19 protein-coding genes and 1 tRNA gene are annotated in these 18,088 nt (G+C 70.4%); 8 read left to right on the top strand and 12 right to left on the bottom strand.

Annotation, left to right across the window (positions count from 1 at the left end; translation table 11 throughout):
- The first annotated feature begins 48 nt into the window (after nt 1–48).
- Nucleotides 49–633 (top strand): DedA family protein, encoded by a 585-nt coding sequence (locus ABT186_RS19480; protein ID WP_351225481.1) that lies wholly within the window; start codon nt 49–51, stop codon nt 631–633.
- Here the strand turns inward: ABT186_RS19480 and ABT186_RS19475 are convergent.
- Nucleotides 605–808, bottom strand: a complete 204-nt coding sequence (locus tag ABT186_RS19475) for a DUF2277 family protein (RefSeq protein ID WP_351926018.1) — start codon at nt 806–808, stop codon at nt 605–607. The two genes, ABT186_RS19480 and ABT186_RS19475, sit on opposite strands and share 29 nt — an antisense overlap.
- Before the next feature lie 52 nt (nt 809–860).
- On the bottom strand, nt 861–1,112 hold the full coding sequence (locus ABT186_RS19470; protein ID WP_351225479.1) for a DUF2277 domain-containing protein: 252 nt from the start codon (nt 1,110–1,112) through the stop codon (nt 861–863).
- 113 nt (nt 1,113–1,225) lie between these two features.
- On the opposite strand from ABT186_RS19470, the gene ABT186_RS19465 reads away from it, so the two are divergent.
- Nucleotides 1,226–2,002, top strand: coding sequence for an MBL fold metallo-hydrolase (locus ABT186_RS19465; protein ID WP_351225477.1), 777 nt, complete (start codon nt 1,226–1,228; stop codon nt 2,000–2,002).
- Between the two features lie 151 nt (nt 2,003–2,153).
- On the top strand, nt 2,154–3,065 hold the full coding sequence (locus ABT186_RS19460) for a ketopantoate reductase family protein (protein ID WP_351225475.1): 912 nt from the start codon (nt 2,154–2,156) through the stop codon (nt 3,063–3,065).
- Nucleotides 3,066–3,069: 4 nt separating this feature from the next.
- Here ABT186_RS19460 and ABT186_RS19455 read toward each other — a convergent pair whose 3' ends face one another.
- From ABT186_RS19455 to ABT186_RS19440, 4 genes are all read right to left on the bottom strand, one after another.
- Nucleotides 3,070–3,966 (bottom strand): LysR family transcriptional regulator, encoded by an 897-nt coding sequence (locus ABT186_RS19455; protein ID WP_351225473.1) that lies wholly within the window; start codon nt 3,964–3,966, stop codon nt 3,070–3,072.
- 93 nt (nt 3,967–4,059) lie between these two features.
- Nucleotides 4,060–4,647: a hydrolase gene (locus ABT186_RS19450; protein WP_351225471.1), complete on the bottom strand. Its 588-nt coding sequence runs from the start codon at nt 4,645–4,647 to the stop codon at nt 4,060–4,062.
- A 2-nt stretch (nt 4,648–4,649) separates the two neighbouring features.
- Nucleotides 4,650–6,056 (bottom strand): MFS transporter, encoded by a 1,407-nt coding sequence (locus ABT186_RS19445; RefSeq protein ID WP_351926016.1) that lies wholly within the window; start codon nt 6,054–6,056, stop codon nt 4,650–4,652.
- A complete protein-coding gene (locus tag ABT186_RS19440) occupies nt 6,053–6,502 on the bottom strand; it encodes a MarR family winged helix-turn-helix transcriptional regulator (RefSeq protein WP_351225467.1) in 450 nt (149 codons plus the stop codon). Before ABT186_RS19440 ends, ABT186_RS19445 begins: the two co-directional genes overlap by 4 nt.
- Nucleotides 6,503–6,739: 237 nt before the next feature.
- On the opposite strand from ABT186_RS19440, the gene ABT186_RS19435 reads away from it, so the two are divergent.
- Nucleotides 6,740–7,075 carry a DUF8825 domain-containing protein gene (locus tag ABT186_RS19435; protein ID WP_351225465.1) on the top strand — a complete coding sequence of 112 codons (336 nt, stop codon included), beginning with the start codon at nt 6,740–6,742 and terminating at the stop codon, nt 7,073–7,075.
- A gap of 63 nt (nt 7,076–7,138) precedes the next feature.
- Here ABT186_RS19435 and ABT186_RS19430 read toward each other — a convergent pair whose 3' ends face one another.
- Nucleotides 7,139–7,885: a hypothetical protein gene (locus ABT186_RS19430; RefSeq protein WP_351926014.1), complete on the bottom strand. Its 747-nt coding sequence runs from the start codon at nt 7,883–7,885 to the stop codon at nt 7,139–7,141.
- Between the two features lie 483 nt (nt 7,886–8,368).
- Between ABT186_RS19430 and ABT186_RS19425 the strand changes: the two genes are divergently transcribed.
- Nucleotides 8,369–9,037 (top strand): hypothetical protein, encoded by a 669-nt coding sequence (locus ABT186_RS19425; protein WP_351926012.1) that lies wholly within the window; start codon nt 8,369–8,371, stop codon nt 9,035–9,037.
- 69 nt (nt 9,038–9,106) lie between these two features.
- Here ABT186_RS19425 and ABT186_RS19420 read toward each other — a convergent pair.
- Nucleotides 9,107–9,181, bottom strand: a tRNA-Val gene (locus tag ABT186_RS19420).
- A gap of 217 nt (nt 9,182–9,398) precedes the next feature.
- On the opposite strand from ABT186_RS19420, the gene ABT186_RS19415 reads away from it, so the two are divergent.
- Nucleotides 9,399–10,184: a DUF4097 family beta strand repeat-containing protein gene (locus ABT186_RS19415; protein WP_351225459.1), complete on the top strand. Its 786-nt coding sequence runs from the start codon at nt 9,399–9,401 to the stop codon at nt 10,182–10,184.
- Between the two features lie 124 nt (nt 10,185–10,308).
- A complete protein-coding gene (locus ABT186_RS19410; RefSeq protein WP_351926010.1) occupies nt 10,309–11,670 on the top strand; it encodes a hypothetical protein in 1,362 nt (453 codons plus the stop codon).
- 28 nt (nt 11,671–11,698) lie between these two features.
- Here ABT186_RS19410 and ABT186_RS19405 read toward each other — a convergent pair whose 3' ends face one another.
- The 3 genes from ABT186_RS19405 to ABT186_RS19395 form a co-directional block, all read right to left on the bottom strand.
- Nucleotides 11,699–12,835, bottom strand: a complete 1,137-nt coding sequence (locus ABT186_RS19405) for an amidase domain-containing protein (RefSeq protein WP_502973253.1) — start codon at nt 12,833–12,835, stop codon at nt 11,699–11,701.
- A 182-nt stretch (nt 12,836–13,017) separates the two neighbouring features.
- Nucleotides 13,018–14,313, bottom strand: a complete 1,296-nt coding sequence (locus tag ABT186_RS19400) for a polysaccharide deacetylase family protein (protein ID WP_351225453.1) — start codon at nt 14,311–14,313, stop codon at nt 13,018–13,020.
- Between the two features lie 58 nt (nt 14,314–14,371).
- Nucleotides 14,372–16,516, bottom strand: coding sequence for a transglycosylase domain-containing protein (locus ABT186_RS19395; protein WP_351926055.1), 2,145 nt, complete (start codon nt 16,514–16,516; stop codon nt 14,372–14,374).
- A gap of 554 nt (nt 16,517–17,070) precedes the next feature.
- Between ABT186_RS19395 and ABT186_RS19390 the strand changes: the two genes are divergently transcribed.
- A complete protein-coding gene (locus tag ABT186_RS19390; RefSeq protein ID WP_351225451.1) occupies nt 17,071–17,295 on the top strand; it encodes an FmdB family zinc ribbon protein in 225 nt (74 codons plus the stop codon).
- Nucleotides 17,296–17,364: 69 nt separating this feature from the next.
- Here ABT186_RS19390 and ABT186_RS19385 read toward each other — a convergent pair whose 3' ends face one another.
- Complete coding sequence (locus ABT186_RS19385; RefSeq protein ID WP_351225449.1) at nt 17,365–18,024, bottom strand: O-methyltransferase; 660 nt, start codon at nt 18,022–18,024, stop codon at nt 17,365–17,367.
- Nucleotides 18,025–18,088: the final 64 nt, after the last annotated feature.

The raw sequence follows: 18,088 nt of genomic DNA, 5'->3' as shown, positions 1-18,088 counted from the left end.
CACCGCGGCACGCAGTTGCCTACGGGGGAGTCGGACGGGGAGTTCGCGGTGCTCGAGAGTGTGGGGTGGCTGACCGGCACGCCCTGGATCTATGCCGTGGTGGCCCTGTCCGTGCTGCTGGATGTCTTTCTGCCCCTGCTGCCGAGCGGCGTCCTGGTCATCACGGCGGCGACCGCGGCCGTCGCGAACGTGCCGGACGTCCTGGCGCTCGCTCTCTGCGCGGCGACGGCCTCGGTCCTGGGCGACCTGGTGGCGTACCGGCTGGCCTGGCGCGGCGGCGCCCGGCTGGACCGCGCGATAGCCCGTTCACGCCGGCTGACGAACGCGCAGGAACGTCTCGGTGCGGCGCTCGCGCACGGCGGCGGTGCGCTGGTGATCCTCGCCCGGTTCGCGCCCGCGGGCCGCTCGGTCGTCTCCCTCGGCGCGGGCGCCGCCCACCGCCGTGCCCGCGACTTCCTGCCCTGGTCGGCGCTGGCGGGCATCGCCTGGGCCGCGTACAGCGTGGCCCTCGGCTACTTCGGCGGCCAGTGGCTGGGCACGAGCTGGCTGGCGACGGGCGTGTCGGTGGCGGCCCTGTTCGCGGCGGGCGGCGGCGCCGCCTACCTCATGCGCCGCCCCGCATCACGGGAGTAGCCTCCCGGCCCCGCCCTCCCCGCACCTCCAGACCGGCGAGCAGTTCAGCGGTGGCCTCCGCGATCGCATCCACCGCCTGGTCGAACACCTCACGGTTATGGACGGCCGGGACACGGAAACCGGAGACCTTGCGCACGCGCACCTCGGCGGCCGGCCGCCGGGCACGAGCCGGCAAGCGACAGGCATATCCGTGGCGCCCCTGCTCACGGCAGACAACGCCGCCTACCTCATGCGCCGCCCCGCATCACGGGAGTAGCCTCCCGGCCCCGCCCTCCCCGTACCTCCAGACCGGCGAGCAGTTCAGCGGTGGCCTCGGCGATCGCATCCACCGCCTGGTCGAACACCTCACGGTTATGGACGGCCGGAACACGGAAACCGGAGACCTTGCGCACGAACTGGAGCGCGGCGGCGCGGATCTCCTCCTCCGTGGCGTCCTCGGGGATGGCGGGCGGTCGGAGCGTCTTGATACTGCGGCACATGCCTCCAGTGTCGCGCCATCACCCCGCGGATTTCCGCCCGCTCGCGAAACGCCCGGACCCGCCGTCCCGTGAATCGGGGAATAGGCCCGGTCCCGCGCCGGATTGTGCAGGGCATGACCACTGTCGACATCCTCTACGTGGGCGGCCCCACCGCCGTCCTCGAACTGGGCGGCGTACGCCTGCTCACGGACCCGACCTTCGACGCCCCCGGTGAGTACCCGATCGGCTCGCGCAGCCTGGTGAAGACGGCCGGCCCCGCCCTCCCGGCGGCAAAGATCGCCCCGGTCGACGCCGTCCTCCTCTCCCACGACCAGCACCCCGACAACCTCGACACGGCAGGCCGGAGCTACCTCGCCGAGGCCCCGCTGACCCTGTCCACGGCATCGGCGTACGACCGTATCGGCGCCCCCGTGCAGGCCCTGCCGTCCTGGGAGCACGTGGCGCTGCCGCGCCCGGACGGCGGTGTGCTGCGAGTGACCGCCGTGCCCGCGCTGCACGGCCCCGAAGGCAGCGAGCCGCTCGTCGGCGAGGTCACCGGCTTCGTCCTGTCCGGTGAGGGCCTGCCGACGGTGTACGTCAGCGGCGACAACGCCTCCCTCGACGTGGTCCGTACGATCGCCGGCCGCCTCGGTCCGGTCGACGTGGCCGTCCTGTTCGCCGGCGCCGCCCGTACCCCGCTCGTCCCGGACGCCCCGCTGACGCTGACGAGCGAGGCTGCGGCGGAGGCGACCCGGATCCTCGGCGCCCGCCATGTCGTCCCGCTGCACTTCGAGCACTGGGCCCACTTCACCCAGGACGGCTTCACGCTCACCAAGGCGTTCGACCGGGCGGGCCTGAGGGACCGTCTGCATCTGCTGGAGCCTGGGTCCTCGGTTCAGCTTCAGCTGTAGAGCGACGGCATCCGCCCAATCCCTCAGCCAATCCCCAGCTTTTCCTTGGAGATCGGCAAGTTTCTCCGAGGATTGACTGGACTCGGCGCCCTTTGTGATCATCGCCGAGGGTCCTCGGACCGGGGACCCGGCGCGAGGATCGGGGACGGAAATGACGAACGACGACCTCACGGTGGCGGTCCTGGGTCCGGGCGGTGTCGGCGGTCTGCTCGCCGCGCTGCTGGCCCGGGCCGGACACCGGGTGATCTGTCTGGCGGGCGAGGAGACCGCGCGGACGCTGCGGGAGGACGGCATCCGCGTCCGCAGCGACCGGTTCGGCGAGTTCCTGGCCCGGGTCGAGGCGGACACGGAACTGCGCGAGCCGGCCGACATCGTGCTCGTCGCCGTCAAGCACACCGCACTGGACGCCGCGCTGGAGCGCGTCCCGGCGAAGGCACTGGACGAGAACGCCCTCGTCGTACCGCTGTTGAACGGCGTGGAGCACCCGGCGGCGCTGCGCCGGCGCTACGGCGTGGGACGGGTGGCGCCCGCTGTCATCCGGGTCGAGTCGACCCGCCTCGCGCCCGGGGTGATCGAGCACGGCAGCCCGTTCGTCGAGATCGACCTCACCGGGGACACCGTGGCGCGCGGCCGGCTCGACCGGCTCGCCGGGGCCCTGGAGTGGGCGGGGGTGAAGGTCGGCGTCCTGGACGGGGAGGCGGCGGCCCTGTGGGCGAAGATGGCGTTCCTCGCCCCGTTCGCGCTGCTGACGACGCGGTACGGCGTGCCGCTCGGCGACATCCGCACCCGCTACCGCGAGGAGTTGGTGTCCCTGGTGGAGGAGACCGCGGCTGTGGGTCTGGCGAGCGGCGCGGCCACGGACGCGGCGGTGGCGCTCGCCCGCTACGACGCCTTCCCGGCGGAGATGAAGTCGTCGATGCAGCGCGACGCGGAGGCGGGACGTCCGCTCGAACTCGACGCGATCGGCGGGGCGTTGCTGCGGGAGGCCGAGCGGCACGGGGTGGCGGTGCCGGTGGCGACGCGGCTGGTACGGGAGTTGGGCTGGTCGTTCCTGGACTCCTGAGCCGTCAGGGCTCGGTGTTGTGCCGGGTGACCGCGTCGGCGAAGGCGCGGGCCGACGGGGACAGGGTGTCCCAGCGGCGTACCGCCCAGCCGACGGCGAGGGGCGGCAGCTCGGGTACGGGGATGAACCGCAGTCCGGGGGGCCGGCCTTGGGCTCGCCAGCCGGGCAGGTCGGGGACGACCGCGTGACCGACGCCGAGTTCGGCGAGCAGAATGGCGGTGTCCCAGTCGGCGACGCTGGTGTCGGAGGCAACCGCCGGTATGCCCAACTCGGCGTAGGCGGTGTTGAGTTGGGTGCGTGAGGTGGAGCCGTCGGGCAGTCCGATGAGGCGCAGCCCGGCCAGGTCGGCGGCCTCGACGCGCTCCCGCCCGGCGAGTTCGTCGTCGGCGGGCACGGCGAGGACCCAGGGCAGGTGGACGACGGGCCGCTGTTCGACCCCGCGCACGGGCGCCCCCAGGGTCACCCAGGCGAGGTCGAGCCCCGGCTCCCGCAGCGCGTCGAAACAGCTCCGGCTGGAGCTCTCGGTCTGAAACTCCAGGCTGACCCCCGGATGCAGCCGCCGGAACTCGGCAACTGCCCCGGCCATGAAGTGCCGGACGGTGACACTGCCGGTGGCGATCCGTACGACGCCGCCGTCCCCGCGGGCGATCTCCGCCAGCCTGCGCAGCGCCAGGTCGAGTCCGGACATCCCCTCCGCGGCGGCCTGGTGCAGCAGGCGCCCGGCCCGGGTGGGCACGACCCCGCGGGACTGCCGCTCCACCAGTCCGACCCCCACCTCGCGCTCCAGCCGCCGTACGTGCTGGCTGACGGCGGACTGAGTGCAGCCGAGCTCCCGGGCCACGGCGCTCAGACTTCCGGCCCGGCAGACGGCGACGAAGACACGCAGATCATCGAGGGTCACGGGGATCAAAGGTAGCCGCCGGCCGCGGCCGGCCCGCGGGGCGGTGCAGGCCTGCCGGGCCCGTACGGTCCGCGGGCGGTGCGGTCCCGTGCGTCAGACCGCGTGGGTCTTGGCCAGCAGCTCCAGGATCTCGGCCGTCGTGCCCGTCTCGCCGAGGCGCGGGAAGATCCGCTCGACACTGCCCCGGTGGGCCTCGGCGTCGGAGTCGGCCATCGCGTCGGTGGCGAGCGTGACGTGGTAGCCGTGCTCGTACGCGGCCCGTGCGGTGGACTCGACGCCGATGCTGGTGGAGATGCCGGTCAGCACGATCTGGGTGACCCCGCGGCGGCGCAGCTGCACATCGAGGTCGGTGCCGTGGAAGGCGCCCCAGTTGTGCTTGGTGACACGGATGTCGCCCGGGTGACCGGACAGTTCGTCGACGATGACGTCCCAGCCCTCGGAGAAGGCGCCGGCGCCGGCCGCGCGCTCGGTGCGGCCGGGAACCACATCGGCCCAGTCGGGGGCGAAGGAGACCCGGACGAGCACGACCGGGAGGTCCCGGGCCCGGAAGGCGTCGGCGAGTTCGACGTTGCGGGCCACCACCTCGGGGCCAGTGTGGGGCTCGACGGGCCGCCCCACGATGCCGTTCTGGAGGTCGATCACAACGAGGGCGGTGCGCGGGTCGAGGGTGGTGACAGCCATGGCTAGGCCTTTCCGGAGAGGGGGGTGACGGTGGACAGGGAACGGTCGAACAGGGTGACCAGTACGAACAGGACGGACCCCGCGGCCGTGAACAGGGCCAGGTCGTGCAGGCCGGCCGTGTCGGCGCCGTGGGCGAAGAAGCCCGCGTCGGCGGCGGAGGCGCCCAGCGCGCCGAGGTACATGAAGGTGCGCAGCAGCCCGGCGGCGGAGGCGATGCGCTCGGGAGCGGACTGCCGGTAGAGGGCGTTCTGGTTGGCGATCCCGATCAGGCCCTGCGGTACGCCCATGACGACGCCGGCGGCGAGCAGCAGCCACACCGGGCTGCCGGAGTCCAGCAGAAGCAGCCCGGCACACGCTGCGACCTGAACCAGCCCGCCCGCCAGCAGCTTGCCGCGCACGGCCTCCCGGCGCCCGGTGAGGCCGGAGACGGTGAGGGCGCTCACCGACAGCGGCAGCAGCACCAGTCCGGCGGTGGACGCGTGCAGTCCGCGGCCCTCCTCCAGCCACTGGGTGAAGCCGTACATGAAGGAGTAGGCGGTGGTGTAGCCGAGGAGCTGGCGCAGATACGTGGCGAGCAGCGGAACGTTGCCGCCGAGCACCCGCAGGTCGATGAAGGGCCGGTCCATGCGCAGCTCGCGCAGGGCGAAGCCCGCGGCCGCCGCGACGGCGAGCACCGGCAGCCACCAGTGGGTGGGCCGCGGGTCCATCAGGAAGAACATGAAGGACAGGAGCATGGCGGCGAAGAGGACCATGCCCGGAAGATCCACGGAGCGCCGCCCGGCGTTCGAAACCGTCGCTCCGGGCAGCCACAGCGCGCCGAGGACCAGACAGGCCGCGGACAGTGGCACATTGACCGTGAAGATGGCACGCCAGCCGCCCACGCCGATCAGGAAGCCGCCCAGCGCGGGCCCGACGACGGCGACGGTCTGGTTGGCCACGGCCAGCGCGGTCAGCACCCCGGTAGGGCTGTCCCGCCCGGTGCGCTCGGCCTCGCTCCTGGTCAGTTGCATCGACGCCGGATACGCGGCCGAGGTCCCGAAGCCGAGCAGCACCCGTGCGGCGATCAGCACGCCCAGGGAGGGGGCGAGGGCGCCCATGAGCCCGGCGGTGCCCACCAGTGCCGTACCGGTGAGATAGAGGCGGCGCGGCCCGTACATGTCGACGAGTCGCCCGATGACGGGCTGTCCCACGGCGGTGGCGAGGTAGAGCGCGGAGACCAGCCAGGCGGTCCTGGCGGGCGGGGCCCCGAAGGCGACGCCGATCGGGACGAGCGCCACGGCGATCATCGAGGAGTTGACCGGGTTCAGCACGGAACCCAGGACCATCGGGGCGATCAGCCGGCGATCGAAGCGGTCGGCCGGGGCGGAGCGCCCCGTCCCGGCGGCCGGGCGGACGAGTTTCGGTGTCACGGCCGGGTGAGCCGTTCCATCAGGGAGAGCGCCGCGAGGACCGTCTGACGCTCGTCCTCGTCGAAGCGGTCCTGCAGGGCCCGGGTCAGCCACTCCTGCCGGGCCTGCCGGTCGCCCTCGACGCGCTCGCGCCCGGCCTCGGTAAGGGTGACCAGCTGGCGACGGCCGTCCTCGGGGTCGGGGCTGCGCCGGATCAGCCCGTGCTGTTCGAGGGCGGCGAGCGTGGCGGCCATGGACTGCGGGCGCACGCCCTCGGCGGACGCCAGGGTGCTGGCGGTGGCGGCGCCGCCCTTGCTCACCAGGGTGAGCGCGGACACCTGGGAGGGCGTGAGGTCGTCGTCCCCGGCGACCTCCCTGATACGGCGCCGCAGCCGGCTGAACACCACCCGCAGGTCACGCGCCGCGCGGGCGGCGGACTCGGAGACACCTTCGGGGTTCTGGTCCATGACGCCACCGTATGTTCTTCAGTTAAGACTGTCCAGTCAAAACTGCACAGCCTTGCCTGAGTTGTTTCGGGGCGCGGCGAGGCAGGGCATCAGAGTCAGCGGGGTTTCGGCGATTTCGGCGAGCGTGAGCACCCGGCCAATGGTCCCGGAGACTGGACAAGTGTTCGGGAACAACCGTTCGGGCGAAGTCCCCGAAGCAACTCGCATCAAAAAATCGAACAGGCGTAGCATTGCGGCGTGGCTGCGACCTATGACTTTCCGAGTGACCTCCTCGCCGGTCAGGAGGAGCTGCATCAGGTCCGGGCAGAGCTCCTGGCCCTGCTGAAGCGGCTTCCCTGGTCGGTGGAGCCGCTGGACGGATTCAGCGACGACACCGGCTGGCGCAAGGTGGAGCGCCCCGCCTCCCCCGGCTGGACCGAGGACGAACAGGCCGAGGTGGAGAAGCTCCGGCAGCGGGAGCGGGAACTCGCCGTGTTCGTCTCCTGCCACCGCTTCTGGGCGGAGGTGGCGACCGGGGACAAGGTGGCCGCGCGGATGCGGCTGAAGCACGTGGACGAGGACGAGCAGAGGTGAACGCCAAGACCCCGGCCGGCAACGGCCGGGGTCTTCGGTGTGCCGGTTCCTCGGCCGCGGGTCTTAGGCGGCCTCACCCGAGCCGGTGTCGCTGGAGCCCGTGTCACCGGAGCCCGTGTCACTGAAGCTCGAGGACGTATCGGGTGCCTGAGAACTGAGGTCAGGCGTCTGGGCGGACTGGTCCGGCGTCTGGGCGGACTGGTCCGGCGTCAGAGTGTTGGTGGACTGATCCGGCGTCAGAGTGTTGGTGGACTGGTCCGGCGTCAGCTGCTGCTGCTGTTGCTGTTGCTGTTGCTGTTGCTGTTGCTGTTGCTGTTGCTGTTGCTGTTGCTGTTGCTGTTGCTGTTGCTGTTGCTGTTGCTGCTGCTGCTGCTGTTGCTGCTGCTGCTGTTGCTGCTGTTGCTGCTGCTGTTGCTGCTGCTGTTGCTGCTGCTGCTGCTGCTGCTGCCCCTGCTGTTGCTGCTGTTGCTGCTGCTGTTGCTGTTGCTGCTGCTGTTGCTGCTGCTGTTGCTGCTGCTGCTGTTGCTGCCCCTGCTGCTGCCCCTGCTGCTGCCCCTGCTGCTGCCCCTGCTGCTGCCCCTGCTGCTGCTGTTGCTGCTGCTGTTGCTGCTGCCCCTGCTGCTGCTGTTGCTGCTGCTGCTGTTGCTGCTGCTGCTGCTGCTGCTGTTGCTGCTGCTGCTGCTGCTGCTGCTGTTGCTGCTGCTGCTGTTGCTGCTGTTGCTGCTGTTGCTGCTGTTGCTGCTGTTGCTGCTGCAGCAACGTTATGACCGACCCCTGCCTGACCACCGTGACCTTTGGCTGCTTTGCCAAAGTCACCACTGTCTGCCCCTGTCGCAATGCCTGCCGAAGTCTCAAGGGGCACACACGCCTGTTCGCGAAAACGACGCCCCCGCATATCACGCGGGGGGCCATCTTCGACTCCGCCGTGGCCTTCGCGGTCTGAGGCGCCGCCTCGGCACTCGCCACACCCACCGTTCCGGCGAGCAGCGCAGCGACGCAGGACGCGCCGACAATGTGCGGAATGCGCTTCCGGATGCTCGTCGCCATGAAGATCTCCCCTTGGACAGGTTCGGACTACGTGGCTCTCAGCGTGGGAGGTCGGGCGTAACCGCGCCGTTGATCCTGCGTGACCCCGGCGCGACGCCCCATCGCGGCCGGTCGGCCGCCGGTCTCGTCACCCGCGTCCCGGGACGCCGGCGCGTCACATCGGGGTCACGCCCGGCCAACGGCACGGTCATGGCCGGTTTCCCAGGGTGGTGGAGGCCAGGTAGCCCATCCCCTCAAGGAGGCACTATGGCGACGGGCATCCGGAAGCACCTTCCCCGCGTGGTGGGCGTGTCCCGCCTGGCCGCGGCGCTCGCCGGAACGGTGAGCGTGATGAACGTGCAGGCCACGCCGCAAACAGCGAAGGCCCCGGCGGTGGCGAAGGTCATGACCCCGAACGCGGCCTGCAGGCTCGTCCGTGACACCAGTACCGGCAAGGTCGTCGCGGTGGACGCGAGGACCGGCCAGTTCGTCACGGACCCGCGTTTCTGCGCGGGCGGTGGTGGCGGGACCAGCACCGGCGCCGTCACCACGGGCGCCTCCACCACCACGACCGGCGCCACCACCACGACCGGCGCCACCACCACGACCGGCGCCACCACCACGACCGGTGCCACCACCACGGGCGCCACCACCACGACCGGCGGCCCGACGTCACCATCGCCCAGCACCGCTCCGAGCGGCCCGACCACGCCACCGCCCGGCAACACCACCCCGAGCGGGGGCACGACCACGCCTCCGCCGAGCCCACCGGGCGGCACGATCACACCCCCCACCACCTCTCAGGGCGGCGGCACGATCGCACCCTCCACCACGACAACGAGCGGGAGCACGAGCTCCGTCACCGTGGGAGCCACCCTCGGCGGCGCGACCGTGACCTCTGGCGGGGCCACGACCTCGGGCGGGCCCGGGGGATGACCTTGCGACAAAGGCCCAGGTCCCCGGGTACCCACCCGGCCGACCTGGGCCTTTCTCATGTCCTGGCACTGGTGGGCGCGGACGGTTTCGAACCGCCGACATCCTGCTTGTAAGGCAGGCGCTCTACCCCTGAGCTACGCACCCGAGACGATTCGACAGCCTACATTGCCCGGGGGCCTGCCCCGCAAACCCGTATCCGGAGGACGGCCTCGGCGAGCACCCGAGGGGGGATAACCCCACCCTTGATCCGGGAGCACGCCGGATCCTCCCGGGAGCCGTTGATGCGTACGGTCTGAGAGCACTCAGGCAATCACGCAATCAGGCATCCCGATCGGGTTCAGGTTCTCAGGGGGACGACGTCATGGCTCGTACGACGGCACGTACTGGACGTTCTCGGCACACCCGGGCGCTCGCCGTCGCAGGAACCGCCGTGGCGCTCATGGCGACGGCCGCGGCCTGCGGGAACGACGCGAAGGACGATCCGCATCCGGACCACCGTTCCTTCGCGCTGCACGGCCGTACGCTCACCGTCGACTCCGACGACTCGGCGCTGGAGATCGTCCCGGTCGACGGGGACAAGGTCCAGGTCACGCGGTGGTTCAGGGGGACGGTCGTGGTCGGCGGGGACCCCCGGGTGACCTGGGCCATGAAGGACGACCGGCTCGTGCTGCGGCTGCACTGCTCGGGCATGGTCGCGGACTGTTCCGTCAAGCACCGGATCGAGGTGCCGCGCGGGATCGCCGTCAAGGTCGAGGACGGTGACGGGAGCGTGCGGGCGCAGGGCTTCAAGGAGGCGCTGGACATCAGCACGCGGGACGGTTCCGTGCAGGTGACCGACTCCACCGGGCAGCTGACGCTGAACAGCGGTGACGGGTCGATCAGCGCGACGGGGGTGGGGTCGCGGCGCGTGCACGCCGGGACGCGGGACGGCTCGGTCCACCTCGAACTCGGCGTCGTGCCCGACCTGGTGGAGTCGAGCAGCCAGGACGGTTCGGTCACGATCGCGCTGCCGCACGACACGTACCGTGTGAACGCCGACTCCCGGGACGGCTCGGTCCATGTGTCCGTCCCCAGGGACGCGAACAGCTCCCATGTGGTCGACGCGAAGACGAGGGACGGGTCGGTCACCGTGCGGACGGCGGAGTAGGGCCCTGGGGCGGGGCACGGCGAACGCGGGCACGGCACACCACGAACCGATCGCCCCGTGTGTTCGTCCTCAACCGGTGGGAGAATGGCACCGGGCAGGGCGAATCACGGCACGGGAGAGGGATGTGACGGCCACACCACCACAGAGTGACGACCGGCGCCGCCGCACCCCCGTCCACGACACCCTCGCCCTCCTCGCCCTCCCCCTCGTAGCCGCCCTCGTGCTCCCCGCGGCGTTCGCCGGAGGCGGCACGCGGCGGTGGTTCGGGGGACGGGCCGAGGGGCAGCGGGCCGAGGCGCAGGCCGCCAAGGACGCCGCCGCGGCCGCGTTCTACGAGCTCGACACCGCCCAGCGCGAATTGAAGATCTCGATCGAGACGATCGGCGCCGTCGACGACTCCCCCGACGCCCGCCGCGCGATCGCCGACTTCGAGGCGCTCGGGCGGCGGATCGACGAGGTCAGCCACCGGTACATCAACGCCGTCGACGCGCACGATCTCGACCGGGTCGACCTCGAGGCCTCGGCGGCCTCCCGTGCCCGTGCCGAACTCATCGCCGCCAAGGACGAACTCACCCGGGTCAAAGGGGAGCTGGATCGTTTCGGCCAGAGCCTCGGGCCGCTGCTCGGCAAGGCCGAGACCCAGCTCGCCCGGCTCGCCCCGGCCGTGGAACGCGCCCGGCAGGCCCTGCTCGCCGCGAGCAACGCGCTGGACGCCGTACGGGCCTCGGGGCTCAAGGCGGACGACCTGGCCGCCAGGCTCGCCGCCCTCGCCCCCGAGCTGACCAAGCTCAACCAGGGCGCCGGACAGCACGGCGTGGCGCAGACCCTGGAGCGTGCGGAACGGGTCGCGCGGGAGGCCGAGGCCGTGCGGGTGGAGGCCGAGCGGCTGCCGGAGCGGGCCACCGAGATCGACCACCGGCTCGTCTCGCTGCGGACCCGGGCGCAGGCGCTCACCACCCGTGCCGGTCAGGTCGAGCCGGTGCTGAGCGAGCTGCGGCGACGGTTCGCGGCCGCCTGCTGGCAGGACCTCCAGCACGTGCCGGAGCAGGCCGCCGAGACCGTACGGCAGGCCGAGCTGAAGCTGCGGGAGGCACAGACCGCGCGGGAGGCCCAGCGCTGGCCGGACGCGGCCTCACTGCTGTCGACCGTACGGGCGTTGCTGAACACGACGGACGAGGCCGTGTCCGCCGCCGGGGACCGCCTCAAGAGGCTGAACGCCGTGCAGAAGGATCCGCAGCAGGAGATCGAGCGGACGCGGTTCGCGATCCGGGACGCGCAGCGGCTGGCGATGACGGGGCGTACGACGCCCGATCCGCGCCACGCCCGCCCGCTGGACGAGTCCGTGGCCCGGCTGGAGCGCGCGATCGGCACGCTGGCGGGCCGCCACCCGGACTACTGGCACTTCCTGACCGAGACGGAGGCAGTGCGGCAGACGGCGGCTCGGGTCGTCGCGCAGATCCGCGAGGAGCGGGGAGCCGGTCACTGAGCCCGGCCCCCCGCCGAAGGGTCACCGCTCAGGTGCGGTAGGCGTAGTAGTACGCGGTGGGGTACGACGCGACGATGCTCGCCACCGACCTGTTGTAGGTGTTGTTGGAGTGGTACGTCACGTACGGCACGCCCTGCGGGCTGCGGTAGGTGACGATCATGGAGTGGTCCTTGGACCCGTCCCTGTTGAAGTCCATCTGCAGCACGTCACCGACGTCCAGCTGGTAGACGTTGGCGAGGCTGGTGACCCGCTTGGAGGACAGGGCGAACCAGGAGAACTCGTTGACGCCGACGAACGAGTCCGACTGGATCTGGGAGTTGCCGAACCACTTGTGGAAGTCCGACCCGTCGCCGGGGACATGCTTCCAGCCGCCCGCCTTCAGGGTCTGGCTGACGAAGTTGGTGCAGTCGCCGCCGTCGGCCTCCCCGTTGAAGTCCGGGTAGTCCGGGTTGTAGTTCTTCCAGTACTTGGCCGCGTACGCCGCCATGGCCTTGTAGTCGTAGCCGGTGGCGGAGAAGTTCTTCGGCTTGGCCGGTGCGGGCCATGTGGTGGCCGAGCGGGCCGCCTCGGGCGGGCCGTCGTCGGAGCCGGTGTCCGGGTGGGCGACGGCCGGCTTGGCCACCTGGTTGACCGCGAGGTAGCCGTCGTCGGTGTCGCGGATACCGGTCAGCTGCCAGTTGCCCTGCCGGTCGGCCTTGAACGTCAGCTGGTGGTGGGCCTGGAAGCCGGTGGTCTTCGGCTCCTTGCCCTTGGCCTTCGCGTACGTCAGGGTCGTGGTCTCGGTGACGTCGACCGTGGCGTGACGGCCCTTCACCCGCGTCCGGTCCAGCGAGACGCTGGTGTTGGCCGAGCTGTACTTCTCGCCCAGCGCCGCCAGGCGGGACTTGCGACCCCGCAGCTGGGACAGCGCGGAGTTCTCGTCGTGCGACAGCGTGGACGACACCCGCACGTCGCCGGAGAAGCGGGACTCCAGCGGCTTGTCCGACGTCTTCTTCCCGTCCACCAGGGCGTCCGTACGGTCGGCGAAGACCGTGTTCGCCAGCCGCTGGAAGGTGGCCTTGGTCGACGGGTCCACCGTCGGCTCGGCGACGGTCGCCGCGCCCGCACTCCAGTTGGGCAGCAGCGCCACGCCGGCGACGACCGAGGCGGCCGCTGCACCGACTATGGCCGTGCGGCTCCGCTTACGGCTCAATTTCCGTGATTTCAATGATGTTTCCCCTCTACGCCGGTACTCAGATACCGGGAGACGGCATCTTCGCACGGCGTGTGTGGCTCCTGTGAAGGGGGTTGCATCAGAGAGCTCGCGGAGCACCCGGCGTCCGTCGTCCGTTCACCGGGCGCCGCCCGTCACTTCACCACCGTCGACCAGTCCGGCGACTGCGCCGGGTCCAGGGTTCGCAACGCCTGCAGCGTCTCGGGCTTCTGCACGTCGAGCCAGTCGGCCAGCTCCTTGAAGGACACACACTTGACACCCTTCTTCGTGCACACGTTCTTCACAACCTGGTCGATGGCCTTCATATAGATGCCGCCGTTCCAGTTCTCGAAGTGGTTGCCGATGAACAGCGGCGCGCGGCTGCCGTAGTACACGCGGTTGAAGCCGTTCATGTACGAGTTGACGGCCATCTGCTCCCACTCGGCGTACTTCGCCGGGTCGCCGTGGACCTCGCCGCCTGTCTGGTTGTAGAGGAAGTTGAAGTCCATGGACAGGGCCTGGTGTTTGTCCGAGTACGGGAGCAACTGGAGCGGGAAGTCCCAGATCCCGTTCTTCTTCGTCGGCCATATCTGGAAGTCGCCCGGGGAGCTGGCGTCGTAGCGGTAGCCGTAGCTCTTGATGGCCTTCAGCAGGTTCGGCTGGCCCTCCAGGCAGGGCGCGCGGCCGCCGGTGACCTCCTTCTTGAAGTCGAAGGGGAGCGCGGGGATGTCCTTGTAGCCGGTGTTGGTCTTCCAGTTCTCCACCATGGAGTAGAACTGGTCGATCTCCTGCTTCCAGTCGTCGACGCTCCAGTACTTGCCGCTGTTCTTGGTGTCGCAGAAGTGGCCGTTGAAGTGGGTGCCGATCTCGTCGCCGTCGTTGTACGCCAGGCGGAGCTGCTCGAGCGTGTCGCGGATGTGCTGGTCGGTGGGGAAGTCGATCGCCGCTGAGCCGGGCGGGTTCTGCGGGGGGTGGTAGATGGTCCTCTTGCTCTTGGGCAGCAGGTAGATCCCCGTGAGGAAGAACGTCATGTGGGCGTCGTACTGCTTGGCCATCTCGCGGTAGTGCAAGAAGAGCCCGTCGTCGCCCTGCAGTGCGCCGTCCCAGGAGAAGACGACGAACTGGGGCGGTTTCTCACCGGGCTTGAGCGGCGTCGCCTTCAGCACACCCTTCTGCGGGCCGGTGTAAGAGGTGGAGCCGTCGCCGAGGATGTGCGTTTTGCCGTCCCACTTCGGCTCCTGGGTCGGCTTGGCGGAGCCCTTGCCGTCGCTCTGCCGGGTGCCGGCGGAGGCGGTCGGGGCGGTGTCGTCGTGCCGCTTCACCGCGAGGAAGGTCACGGTCACGGACGCGAGGGCGAGCAGGGCCGCCAGGGTCAGGAAACCCGGGCGGCTGCTCCATCGTGTGCTGCGGGGCTGACGGGCTCGGCGGCGACGGCCGGAACTCTTGGACATGGGCGCTCGGTTCTACGAGGAGGGGGGTTGGCACATTGCTGTGTCTCGGTCGCCGGCGTCAGCCGAGCGGACTCAGGGCGTTCGACCAGATGCCGTACGGGACGCTGTTCACGGAGGTACCGGCAACTCCCTTGAGAGGCAGTGGTGCAAGGCTCTTGGACAGGTCCATGCGGTAGACCACGATCGCGGTCGACACGGACGTGGCCGTGCCGACGTACCAGGAGGCGGTGTCGTCCTGCGTGGTCCCGGCCTTCCCGGCCACCTGGGCGGACGCGGGGGCCGCCGCAGAGTGAGCGGTCCGGAAGGACTCCGTGAGCGCCTCGGTGACCTGACGGGCGACCGCGGCGCCGACCGCGCGTTGGGACTTCGGCATGTCGAGGGGAATTGTGGAGCCGTTGCGGGTGATGCGCCGCACCGAGTACGGCTCGGTGTGCATACCGTCCGCGGCGAACGTGGCGTACCCGCTCGCCATCCGGATCGCGCTGGGTGTGGAGTTGCCCAGGGACAGGGCGGGCACCTGCGGTCCCATGCTGGAGGAGAGCAGCCCGGCGGCCTCCGCCGTCCGGCGCACCTGGGCCAGACCGGTGTCCATGCCGAGCTGCATGAAGGGGGTGTTCACGGACCGGACGAGCGCCTGCTGCAGGGTGATCGGCCCGTAGTTCTTCTTGCCGTCGTTGTGGGCGGCGACCTTGTTGCCGCTGCGGTCCCAGTACGGTCCCTCGGGTGTGGTGACGGGAACGCCGTCGTTGCCGTTGTAGACCGACTGCGGGGAGACCGGGGTGGCGGGCCCGCCGCGGGTCTTGTGGACGCCGTTTTCCAGACCGGCGGCGTAGACGAACGGCAGGAATGCCGAACCGGCCGGGACGGTGGCCGAGTTGGACTCGTTGTAGCCCTGCGTACGGTGGTCGGGGCCGCCGTAGACGGCGATGATCCGGCCGTCGCTCGCGACGGAGGCGGCACCGTAGTGCACGGTCTTCGCCGCGCCCGCATCGTCCTTCTTCGCCTGCTTGCGGGCCTTCGTCACGGCGTTGGTGAGCGCGGTCTCCCGCTTGCGGTCGAAGGTCGTGTAGATCTGATAGCCGCCCAGGTCGAACTGCTTGTCCGAGATGTTCGCGGTCTTCTTGGCGTACTGGGCCGCCAGTTCCACCAGGTAGTCGCTCTGCTCACCGGTGTCGTAGAGCGGGTTCGACTTGAGCGGCTCGGGGAACGTCGTGTACTTGGCGCGCTCGGCCTTCGACAGCTTGCCGATCTTGACCATGCGGTCCAGGATCCACTCCCAGCGCTCCACGGCCCGCTGGTGGTTCGACTTGTCCAGCGTGGGGTCGTAGAGGCCGGCGCCCTTGAGCAGGGAGGCGAGGAAGGCGGCCTGGCTGACGTTGAGCTTGCTCACGTCCTTGCCGTAGTAGGCCTGGGCGGCGCGCTGGATTCCGTAGGTGCCGCGGCCGAACCAGCTGGTGTTGAGATATCCCTCGAGGATCTTGTCCTTGCTCATCTTGTTGTCGAGCTTGAGGGCGATCATCGCCTCGGTGAACTTTCGGCTGAGCGTCTGGTTCTGGGTCAGATAGACGTTCTTGACGTACTGCTGGGTGATGGTGGAGCCACCCGCGGTGTTCCCTTCGCCCACGGTCTGCCACAGGGCCCGGGTGATGCCCCGCACGGATATGCCGGGGTCGGTGTAGAAGCTCTCGTTCTCCGCCGCGAGCACCGCCCAGCGGACGTCCTGGGGTATGTCCTTCAGTGGCATCGCCTGCCGCTGCACCCAGCCGGTACGGGCCATCGGCGTGCCGTCGGACCAGAAGTAGACGTTGTCCTGCTGGGTGGCGTACGAGTTCAGGTTGTCCGGTATGTCCGTGGCGGCGTATGCGACGACGAGGAACGCGGCACTGAGACCCATGGACGTCAGCACGGCACCCACCGACTGGCGCCAGGAGGGCACCCAGCGCCGCCAGCCGGTGCGACCCGGTCGCGGGTACACCGGCCTGAGCTTGCGGGCGTACGGCGCAAGCCTGCGGGCGTACGGCTCGAGCCTGTGCATGAACGGCGTGAGGAACGCGGTGACACGAGCGAGGAGGGAGGGCCGTGCGGCCTTGCGGCGGGCGGCACGTTGGCCGGAAATCGGCGGTTCTCCGGACAAGGGCGGCTGGACCGTGCGCAGTTGCATGGTGGCGTCCGGCGGCAGGGACTCCGGAAGCTTCAGCTGCATGGTGGCGTCCGGGGCCGGCGGCTCCGGGAGCGCGCCGACCCTCAGCTGCATGGTCACGTCCGGGGCCAGGGGCGCCTCGGGCCGGTCGTCGACGGGCGCCTCTGCCTGGTCGTCGAGGGGCGCCTCCGCCTGCGCGTCACCCTCCGTACGGTGGAACCAGGAACCTTTGGGCTCCGTCCGGCGGCGGTCCGGACGGCCGCCGTCCTCACTGGCCATGGTGGGCTCCGGCGTTCGGACGGACCGGAGACCACCGTCCACCTATTCGATGCCACGCCTTGGTCATGACTGCATCTCCCTCCGCACTCCCAGTTGCGCGCGCGGGTAGATGCAGCGGCCTGACATATGGCAGCGAGCCCCCCTCCCCGACGTTGCGGCTCATCGCGGCTTCCATAAATTATCAGTGACGTTTGTGATCTCTTCGCCCGGGAACCGGCTGGAACTTGATGGGCCGGAGAATATTGAGGAGATCTTAAGGAGATCCTGTGGGTGACGTGAACGGCCTTCGCGCCCCGGGAAGTCCTGTGTTCACAGGGGTCGCCCGCTAATCTGTGCGTATGCCTCGCTATGAGTACCGCTGCCGGACCTGCGGCGACACCTTCGAACTGAGCCGTCCGATGGCGGAGTCCTCCGCTCCCGCGTCCTGCCCGTCGGGGCACGACGACACGGTGAAACTCCTGTCGACGGTCGCGATGGGCGGCACGGCGTCCGCCCCCGCGCCGGCCCCGCGGGCGGTCGGCGGCGGAGGCGGCGGGTGCTGCGGCGGGGGCTGCTGCGGCTGAACCGACGGGCACCGGCCCCCGCGCCCCGCCCCGGTCAGCCGCGGCGGGGCTGCTGCGGCAGGGACCCGCTCAGCGCCGGCGCGCCAGGGTCAGTCCGTCCGCCACCGACAGCATCACGCTGTCCGTCCGCTCGTCCGCCTTCACGTGCTCGTTGAACTCCTTGATCGCGGCGGCGAGTCCGGTCGCATCGGGGTCCGTCACACCGCCGTGGTAGAAGACGTTGTCCACCACGAGCAGGCCCCCGGGACGCATCCGTGGCACCAGTTCGTCCCAGTACGCAACGTAGTTGTCCTTGTCCGCGTCGATGAACGCCAGGTCGATGTGCGGCTCGGCCGGCAGTTCCCGCAGTGTCCGCAGCGCCGGCGCGATCCGCAGCTCGATCCGGTCGGCCACGCCCGCCTTCGCCCACGCCTGCCGTGCGTGCTCCGTCCACTCCTCGGACACGTCACACGTCAGGAGCGTCCCGTCCGGCGGCAGCGCCTGCGCCATGGACAGCGCGGACAGCCCCGTGAAGGTCCCGACCTCCACGATCCGCCGCGCCCCGGTCAGCCGCACCAGAAAGGCCAGCAACGGGCCCTGCTCCTCGGCGACCTGTTTGCCCGCCACCAGCGGCAGCTGCGTGTGCGTGACTTCGACGAGCATCCGCTGCACGGGGTCCAGCGGCGGGTTGTGTCCGAGCATGTATGCGTACAGCTCGTCCGTCAGCGGCGTCCCGTTCCCCTTGGCCACCCGGCCCTCCTCGGTCTCGACCCCAGGTCCTGAGCGCTCCCCGCTCACTCACTCCCCTCCACCG

This window comes from Streptomyces sp. NPDC001634 (genome assembly GCF_040298185.1).
GTDB lineage: Bacteria > Actinomycetota > Actinomycetes > Streptomycetales > Streptomycetaceae > Streptomyces.
This window is presented reverse-complemented; position numbering and strand designations above follow the sequence as displayed.